At 72.5% G+C, this 8,331-nt stretch carries 6 protein-coding genes; 2 read left to right on the top strand and 4 right to left on the bottom strand.

Annotation, left to right across the window (positions count from 1 at the left end; all coding sequences use genetic code 11):
- On the bottom strand, positions 1–482 hold a 482-nt coding region (locus SM757_RS25625), incomplete at its 3' end, for a MarR family winged helix-turn-helix transcriptional regulator (RefSeq protein ID WP_322467568.1).
- Positions 483–815: 333 nt separating this feature from the next.
- On the opposite strand from SM757_RS25625, the gene SM757_RS25620 reads away from it, so the two are divergent.
- Positions 816–2,582: a methyl-accepting chemotaxis protein gene (locus SM757_RS25620; RefSeq protein ID WP_322467567.1), complete on the top strand. Its 1,767-nt coding sequence runs from the start codon at positions 816–818 to the stop codon at positions 2,580–2,582.
- Between the two features lie 57 nt (positions 2,583–2,639).
- On the opposite strand, the gene SM757_RS25615 is transcribed toward SM757_RS25620, so the two are convergent.
- Positions 2,640–3,293: a DUF3293 domain-containing protein gene (locus tag SM757_RS25615; RefSeq protein WP_322467566.1), complete on the bottom strand. Its 654-nt coding sequence runs from the start codon at positions 3,291–3,293 to the stop codon at positions 2,640–2,642.
- A gap of 82 nt (positions 3,294–3,375) precedes the next feature.
- Positions 3,376–5,976, bottom strand: coding sequence for an ABC transporter permease (locus tag SM757_RS25610; RefSeq protein ID WP_322467565.1), 2,601 nt, complete (start codon positions 5,974–5,976; stop codon positions 3,376–3,378).
- A gap of 95 nt (positions 5,977–6,071) precedes the next feature.
- On the opposite strand from SM757_RS25610, the gene SM757_RS25605 reads away from it, so the two are divergent.
- Positions 6,072–6,935: a dioxygenase family protein gene (locus SM757_RS25605; RefSeq protein ID WP_322467564.1), complete on the top strand. Its 864-nt coding sequence runs from the start codon at positions 6,072–6,074 to the stop codon at positions 6,933–6,935.
- 262 nt (positions 6,936–7,197) lie between these two features.
- Here SM757_RS25605 and SM757_RS25600 read toward each other — a convergent pair whose 3' ends face one another.
- Positions 7,198–8,298 carry a spore photoproduct lyase family protein gene (locus tag SM757_RS25600; protein ID WP_322467563.1) on the bottom strand — a complete coding sequence of 367 codons (1,101 nt, stop codon included), beginning with the start codon at positions 8,296–8,298 and terminating at the stop codon, positions 7,198–7,200.
- Positions 8,299–8,331 lie beyond the last annotated feature (33 nt).

Raw genomic sequence — 8,331 nt, 5'->3', positions numbered from 1 at the left:
GCGCCCGGGCGCAGCGGCGCGCGGCTTTGCTCGTTGCCCAGGTGGACGAACTTGCGCAGCAGCCGCATGAACTCCTGCTGCTCGGCCGGCTCCAGTTGCGACAGCAGCGACTGCTGCATGCGCCGCACGCCCGGCACCGTGCGCGTGAGCACGGCCTCGCCCTCGGCGGTGAGCAGCAGCCGGCGCTGGCGGCGCGGCAGCACCTCGCGCACGATCCAGCCCTTGGTTTCCAGCCGCGCGGCGATCTCGGCGGCGGTGGAGGTGTCCAACGCCACCTCCTGCGCCAGCGTCACCTGGTCCAGCCCCGGCTTCTCCTGCAGCATGCGCAGCACCGCGTACTGGATGGGCGTCACCTCGCGCCCAACCTCCTCGTAGAACACCGACACCGCGATCTGCTGCGCGCGCCGTATCAGGTGCCCCGGCTGGTCATACAGCTCTATGGCCAGCGGGTCGGTGGACGGCGAAGAAGGGGCAGCGGACATGGCGGCAGGCGGGCGGTTGCAGGGGAGCCGGGGGCGGTCGCATCGGCGCATGCACGACCGCCGCCCCGCGGCCCGCGCATTCTGCATGCCGGCTGCGACCAGCCCGGCGGGCCCCTCGCCGGCTCGCCCGGCGCTGCCGGCGGCCTGGCTCCATGCAGGCAATGCGTGAAGTGATGCACGCCGCTGGTGCGGCTATGGCCCTCCACCACCCCCAACTGTTTCATAAACGTTTCAACTACCCGATGAACCCTCTTTGAGTCCTCCAACTGACGGCCAGCCCCGTACCGCCTGCCCACTTCCCGGGCGGGCCGCCGCCTGGCCAGCAATCCATACATGAACGTCTTGAACAAGCTCCGTCTCGGTCCGCGGCTGGCCCTTGGCTTCTCCGCGGTGTTGGTGCTGATGCTGCTGGCTGTAGCCACCGCCGTGTTCAGCCTCAACAAGGTCGATGCCGCCTCGCGCCGCACCCTGGAAGTGGACATGGTGAAGTCCGAGGCCGTGGCCACGCTCAACACCTACACCCGCGCCAATGCGCGGCGAACCATGGAGCTGTTCTTCGCCGAGGACAAGACCCACGGCGACAAGGTCCGGCAGATGATCGGCATCAACGCGCAGAGGGTGGACGAATCGCTGAGCACGCTGGAGCGGCTGGCCTACACCGAGGCGGGCAAGGCGATGATCGCCAAGACCAAGGAGCGGCGCGACGCCTTTGCCGCCTCCATCGCCAAAGTGGACAAGCTGCTGGCCGACGGCCAGCGCGAGGAGGCCTCCAAGCAGTTGCTGGCCGAGACACTGCCGAGCCTGGACGCGCTGCAAGCCGACGTAGAAGGGCTGGACACGCTGCAGAAGCAGCTCAGCACGACCAGCGCCAAGGCCTTGGCCGACGACATCGACTTCTCGCGCATCGCCATGATCGCGCTGGGCATGGTGGCGCTGCTGGTGGGCGCGGGCATGGCCTGGGCGCTCACGCACTCCATCACCGTGCCCGTGCACCAGGCGGTGCAGGTGGCACGCACCGTGGCCGCGGGCGACCTGACGTCCAACATCAACGTCACGATGCAGGACGAGACCGGCGAGCTGCTGCGCGCGCTGGACGACATGAACCACAGCCTGGTGCGCATCGTCACCCAGGTGCGCCAGAGCAGCGACTCCATCGCCACGGGCAGCCAGCAGATCGCCAGCGGCAACGCCGACCTGAGCCAGCGCACCGAGGAGCAGGCCTCCAACCTGGAGGAAACGGCCGCCTCCATGGAGCAGCTCACCTCCACCGTGAAGCAGAACGCCGACACCGCCGCCGCCGCCACGCAACTGGCCACCAGCGCCAGCCAGGCCGCCGAGCAGGGTGGCGACGTGATGAACCGCGTGGTGTCCACCATGGAGGAGATCAGCGCGGGCTCGCGCAAGATCTCTGACATCATCGGCGTGATCGACGGCATCGCCTTCCAGACCAACATCCTGGCCCTGAACGCCGCGGTGGAAGCCGCCCGCGCCGGCGAGGCCGGCCGCGGCTTCGCGGTGGTGGCCGGCGAGGTGCGCAGCCTGGCGCAGCGCAGCGCCGAGGCGGCCAAGGAGATCAAGAACCTCATCGGCCACAGCGTGGCCAACGTGGAAAGCGGCTCCAAGCTGGTGGACGAGGCCGGCCGCAACATGGGCGACATCGTGATGCAGGTCAAGCGCGTGAGCGACCTCATCAACGAGATCAGCGCCGCCAGCCATGAGCAGAGCCAGGGCATCAACCAGGTGGGCGAAGCCGTGGAGCAGCTCGACCAGGTGACGCAGCAGAACGCGGCGCTGGTGGAAGAAAGCGCCGCGGCCGCCGAGAGCCTGCGCCAGCAGGCCTCGCGGCTGGCCGAGGTGGTGGGCGCCTTCCGGTTGGACCACCGCGCCGTGGCCGTGCAGCAGTCCATGGGCTTCACGCCCGTGCAGCCGGTGAGCGCCCTCGCGTCGGCGCCCGCGGCCAAGCCGCTGCCCCCGGCCGGCGCCCGCCGCCTGGCCGCCAAGCCGGCCAACCCGGCTTACGCGCCGCCGGCCCCGTCCGCCCCGGCCCCGCACCTGCAGAGCAGCGCGGGCAAGGACGACGACGAATGGACCAGCTTCTGAGGCGCTGAGCCCCAGCGGCGGCCGTCCATGGGGCGGCCGCCTGTCCGGCGGCCCGCCTCAACCCGCCGCGTACTCCTCGCGCGCCAGCTCGCGCATGAAGGCCGGGCGCAGCCAGAGGCGTGGCGCGGCGCCGGCTTGGGCCAGCACCACGGCGTTCTGGCCGAACTCCTCCATCAGCCGCTGCAGCAGCAGCGGCGGCGCGTCCAGCACGGCCAGCAGCGGCTCCGCCGGGCGCACGCCGCCGTCGCGGGCGCGGCCCTCGGCCTCCACGAAGCTCAAACCCTCGGCCTGCAGCCGCGCGCGCAGCTCGCCCTGGCGGCGGGCGTTCTCCTGCGGCTCCAGCATGTCGCTGTGCGGGTTGCAGGCCGTCAGCAGCGCCAGGCAGCGCGCGCCGTGCCCGCCCAGGAAAGCGTCCAGCGCGGCGTTGCGCTCGCCCGGGTGCAGCGGCTGCGCCAGCCCCGCGACGAAGTAATCCGTGCCCGCGTAGCCGCTGAGCAGGTGGTCGGCGTCGGCGGGGGCCAAGGCGTCGGCCTCGGCCGCGAGGCCCGCCCCCTCGTCGTCCGGCTCGGCCTCGCCGGGGTAGGCGTCGGCATGCGAGAGCACGCAGGCCGGCGAGTGGAGAGAGGCCTCGTCCAGCGCGGGCGGACAGGCGAGCGGCACGGCCGATGGGCGCTTGCCGGCGGGAAGGCGAGAGCGGAGCTTGGGCTTCATGCACCGCGACGGAGCAAGCGGCGGGCGCACGGCGGCGCCCACTCATGGGGACAGCGCGGCGGCCGGGCCGGGCCGGGACGGCTTACTCGGCCGCGCGCCGCAGCGTCTGCACCACCGGCCGCCTGAGCACGCCTCTCAAACCCCACCAGCCCGCGGCCAGCGCCAGCAGCGCACCGGCCGCCGTGCCGGCCAGCGGCACCGTCCAGGAACCGCTCCAGGCGAAGTCGAACGCGTACTTCGCCAACGCCCAGCCCACGGCCACCGCCGCGATGGAGGCCAGAAAGCCCGCCAGCGCCCCCACGCCCAACAGCTCCGCGCGCTGCACGCGCTGCAGCAGCGCGCGGCCCGCGCCCAACGCGCGCATCACGGCGTACTCGCGCTCGCGCGCCTCGCGCGTGGCCGTGACGGCGGCGAACAGCACCACCAGCCCGGCGGCCAGGGTGAAGCCGAAGAGGAACTCCACGGCGCGTATCACCTGGTCCAGCACCGCCTGCACCTGGCCCAGCGAGGCCGAGACGTCGATGTTGGTGACGTTGGGAAATTCGCGCACCAGCCGGTTGTCGAAGCCGGGCACGGCCGGCGCGCGGAAGGCGGAGATGTAGGTGGCGGGCACCTCGTCCATGCGCTCGCGCGGGAACATGACGAAGAAGTTCACCCGCATGGAGCCCCAGTCCACCTTGCGCAGGCTGGTGATGCGCGCCTCGTGCGGCTGGCCGGCCACGTCAAAGCGCAGCCGGTCGCCCAGCTTCAGGCCCAGCGTCTTGGCCAGGCCCTCCTCCACGCTCACGGCGTCCGGCTCGTTGGGCGTCCACTGCCCGCCGGCGAGCTGGTTGTGGCGCGGCATCTGCGCGTCGAAGCTCAAGTTGAACTCGCGCTCGGCCAGGCGCTGCGCGCGCTCCTCGCTCCACTCCTCGCCCTTGATGCTGCGGCCGTTGATGGCCACCAGCCGGCCGCGGAACATGGGATACCAGTCGTAGCCCTGCACGCCCGCCCCATCCAGCAACTGCCTGAACGGCTGCGCCTGGTCGGGCTGCAGGTTGATGACGAAGCGGTTGGGCGCATCCGGCGGCGTGGCCTGGCGCCAGCTGTTGATGAGGTCCGTGCGCAGCAGCACCAGCAGCACCAGCGCCAGCAGCCCAACGGCCAGGGCCGACACCTGCAGCACCGCAAAGCCCGGGCGCGCCGCCACCTGCCGCGTGGCCAGCACCAGCCAGCGCGGCGCGCGCCGGGCGCGCGGCACGGCCCGGCGCAGGGCGACCACGGTGCCCCAGGCGCACAGGGCAAAGAGCGCCACCGCAACGGCGAAGCCGCCCACGGCGATCAGCCCCACCTTCAGATCCGACGCCGCGGCCACCAGCAGCCCGGCAAAGCCCAGGGCGCCGGCGGCCAACACCGCGACCGAAGCGGCCTTCAACTGGCCGACGTCACGCCGGATGACGCGCAGCGCCGGCACGCGGGCGAGTTGCAGCACCGGCGGCAAGCCAAAGCCCAGCAGCAGCGTGAGGCCCACGCCCAAGCCGAAGGCCGCGGGCATCCAGCCCGGCGCCGGCAGCGAGGTTTCCACCAGCGAGCCCAGCAGCAGGACGAACACGAAGTGGACGGCCCAGCCGGCGGCCACGCCCAGCGCGCTGGCCAGCACGCCCACGGCACCGAACTCCAGCACGTAGGCCGAGGCGATGGCGCGCTGCGGCAGCCCAAGCACGCGCAGCAGCGCGCAGTCGTCCAGGTGGCGTTGGGCGAAGTCGCGCGCGGCGATGGCCACCGCCACCGCGGCCAGCAGCGCCGCCAGCAGCGCCACGAGGTTGAGGAACTTGTTGGCGCGGTCCAGCGTCTGGCGCATTTCCGGGCGGCCCGTCTCCAGCGACTCCACGCGCACGCCGCGCAGCTCGCCCTTGCGGATCTCGTCCTGCGCCCAATCGATGAAGCGGCGCACGGCCGCGCCGCCCTCGCCGGTGGCCGCCACGGCCAGGCGGTAGGTGACGCGGCTGGCCGGCTGGATCAGGTTCGTCGCCGCCAGGTCGGATTCCCTCACCATCACCCGCGGGGCGAAGCTCAGGAAGCCGGCGCCGCGGTCGGGCTCCAGCGCGATCACGCGGGCGATGCGCAGCGTGGCGTCGCCCAACAGCAGCTCATCGCCCACGCGCAACTGCAGCGCGTCCAGCACGGCGGCGTCCACCCAGGCCGTGCCGGGCTCGGGGATGGCCTCGGCCGCGCGCGCCGGGCCGTCCGGCGACTCGCGCACGCTGACCTGGCCGCGCAGCGGGTAGCCCTCGGCCACGCCTTTGACGGCCACCAGCCGCGTGGCGCCGCCCTGCGCCTGCGGCGCCAGCGCCATGCTGGGAAAGGCCGCGTGGCGCGTGACGCGCAGGCCCAGCGCGCGCGCCTGGTGCTCGAACGCGGCGGGCAGCGGCTGGTCGGCCGCCACCAGCGCGTCGCCGCCCAACAGCGCCCCGGCGTCGCGCGCCAGGCCCGCGTTGAGCCGGTTGGCAAAGAAGCCCACGGCGGTGAGCGCCGCCACGGCCAGCAGCACGGCCACCACCAGCAGCCGCAGCTCGCCCGCGCGCAGGTCGCGCCAGGTCTGGCGCCACGCGAGCTTCACGATGGACGGCGACAGCGGCCGGCCGGCGGCGGCGGGCCGCGGCGGGACGGCGGCGGTCGGGGAGGACGGGGCGTCGGTGCTCATGGCCGGGGACGATACCCGAGGCTTGTCAAGCGCCTGAATGCCGGGTGCAAACCCCTGCAACGCCACCGTGGCGGCGCGCTGCTTCAATGGGCGGCATGGACACCCTGCCCGCCCTTCCCGCCCTTCCCGCCCTGTTCCTCTCCCACGGCTCGCCCATGATCGCGCTGGAGCCCGGCGCGGCCGGCGCCTTCATGCAGCGCCTGGGCCCGGCGATCGACGCCACCTTCGGCCGCCCGCGCGCCATCCTGGCCGTCTCGGCCCACACGCTCACGCGCGAGCCCGTGCTGCTGGCCGCCGAGCGCCACGCCGCGGTACCGGACTTCGGCGGCTTCCCGCAGGCGCTGTACGAAATGCGCTACGACGCGCCGGGCGCGCCCGCGCTGGCGCAAGAGGTGAAGGCGCTGCTGGCGGCGTCCGGCGTCACCGCCCACGTGCTGGGCGAAGGCGGACTGGACCACGGCATCTGGACGCCGCTGCGCTACCTCTACCCGCAGGCCGACGTGCCCGTGCTGCCGCTGGCCTGGATGCCCATGGCCCCGCCGGCGCAGCAGTTCGCGATGGGCCAGGCGCTGGCCCGGCTGCGGGAAAGCGGCGTGCTGGTGATGGGCAGCGGCTCCATCACGCACAACCTGCGCCTGCTCTCCACCTTCACCGGCCGCGCCCCCATGGACGCGCCGGAGAAGCCGGAGAGCGCGGCCTTCCGCCAATGGTTCGCCGAGCGCGCGGCGGCGCGCGACTGGGAGACCTTGTTCGACTACCGCGCCCAAGCGCCCCATGCGGCGCTGATGCACCCGACCGATGAGCACCTGCTGCCCTGGTACGTGGCCGCCGGCGCGGGCGGGCGCGACGTGGCGCCGCTGCGGCTGCACCAGAGCCATACCTATGGGGCGCTGGGGATGGATGCGTATGGGTTTGGCGAGGAGGCGCGGCGGCTGCGGGAGGCCCTGGCGGCGCAGTGAGCAGGATGACTGGCTGCTATTGGCATCTCGTGATGCCCAACGGCTCCGCCCCCTGATTCGTCATTCCCGCGAAGGCGGGAATCCAGGCAGCCCCACGCCAAAGCGTAGAGGTGGCGTAGGACCACCGCGATGTTGCACTTCGGTGTGCCGGCCCACGGACTGACGGCCGACTTGGGGACCGCCTGGATTCCCGCCTTCGCGGGAATGACGACTCGGGGGACGCTGCGGTCCAGCTTCCGGCCAACGCCTGAACGAAGCCGCCTCAAAACGCATACCTCACCGCACACCCCGGCAGTCCCTCTTCCAGCAGCGCCTTGAAGATGGCCACCATCCGCCCCTTGGTGCCGCTGCGGTAGCGCACGTTGTCCGCGCCGTTCTCGCTGCGCTTGGTCTCCTGCAGCCGCGGCACCCACAGGATCTCCTCGGCCTTGGGATGCCAGCCGAGGTTGACCTCGTGCAGGGCCTCGTTGTGGGTCAGGAAAATCACCTCGGCGGCGATCTGCGCGCGGGCCCGCGGCGACAGCGCATCGGCCACCTGCGCGAACAGCTCGGCGTAGTCCGCGCGCCAGCCCTCGTGGACGATCACCGGGCTGAAGTTGAGGTGCACCTCGTAGCCCGCGTCCACGAAATCGTTGATGGCCGCGATGCGCTCGGCCACCGGCGAGGTGCGCACGTCCACCAGCTTGGCCGTGCGCTGGGGCATGAGCGAGAAGCGGATGCGCGTCTTGCCCTGCGGGTCGTAGTCCAGCAGCTCGCGGTTGACATACTTGGTGGCGAACGAACCCTTGGCGTTGGGAATGCGGCGGTACAGGGCCACGAGGTCGCGCACGTTGTCCGACACCAGCGCGTCGGCCGAGAGGTCGCCGTTCTCGCCCAGGTCGTAGACCCAGTACACCGGATCGACCTGGTTGGGCTCCGGCTTGGGCCCCAGCCTGACCGCGTGGCGCTGCAGCGCGTCGCACACCTGCTCGATGTTGACGAAGACGGTGACCGGGTTGGCGTAGCCCTTGCGCCGGGGCACGTAGCAATAGGCGCAGGCCATGGCGCAGCCGTTGGAGGTGCCGGGGGCGATCCAGTCCGCGCTGCGGCCGTTGTGGCGGCACGAGAGCGACTTGCGCACGCCCAGCACCAGCACGTCGCGCTTGGTGCGCAGCCATTCGCCGACCAAGCCCTCGTTGCCGTGCAGGCCGGGGATGTTCCAGTGCGAGGGCACCTCGATCCGCTGCGCGTCGGGAAAGCGCGCGAGGATTTCCCGGCCGCGGGCGTAGTCCTCCACGGCCGGCTCCATGTAGATGGTCTGGATGCGCAGCAGCGAGGCGGCGCGGGGCGCAGCGGCGTGGGAGGGGGCGGCCAGGGTGTCCATGCCGCGGCGCGGCAAGAGGTGTTCCGGGCTCGC

It is taken from the genome of Azohydromonas lata, assembly GCF_034427735.1.
Lineage (GTDB): Bacteria > Pseudomonadota > Gammaproteobacteria > Burkholderiales > Burkholderiaceae_C > Azohydromonas > Azohydromonas lata.
Note: the sequence above shows the minus strand (reverse complement) of the source record. Positions and strands in the feature narration are given on the sequence as shown.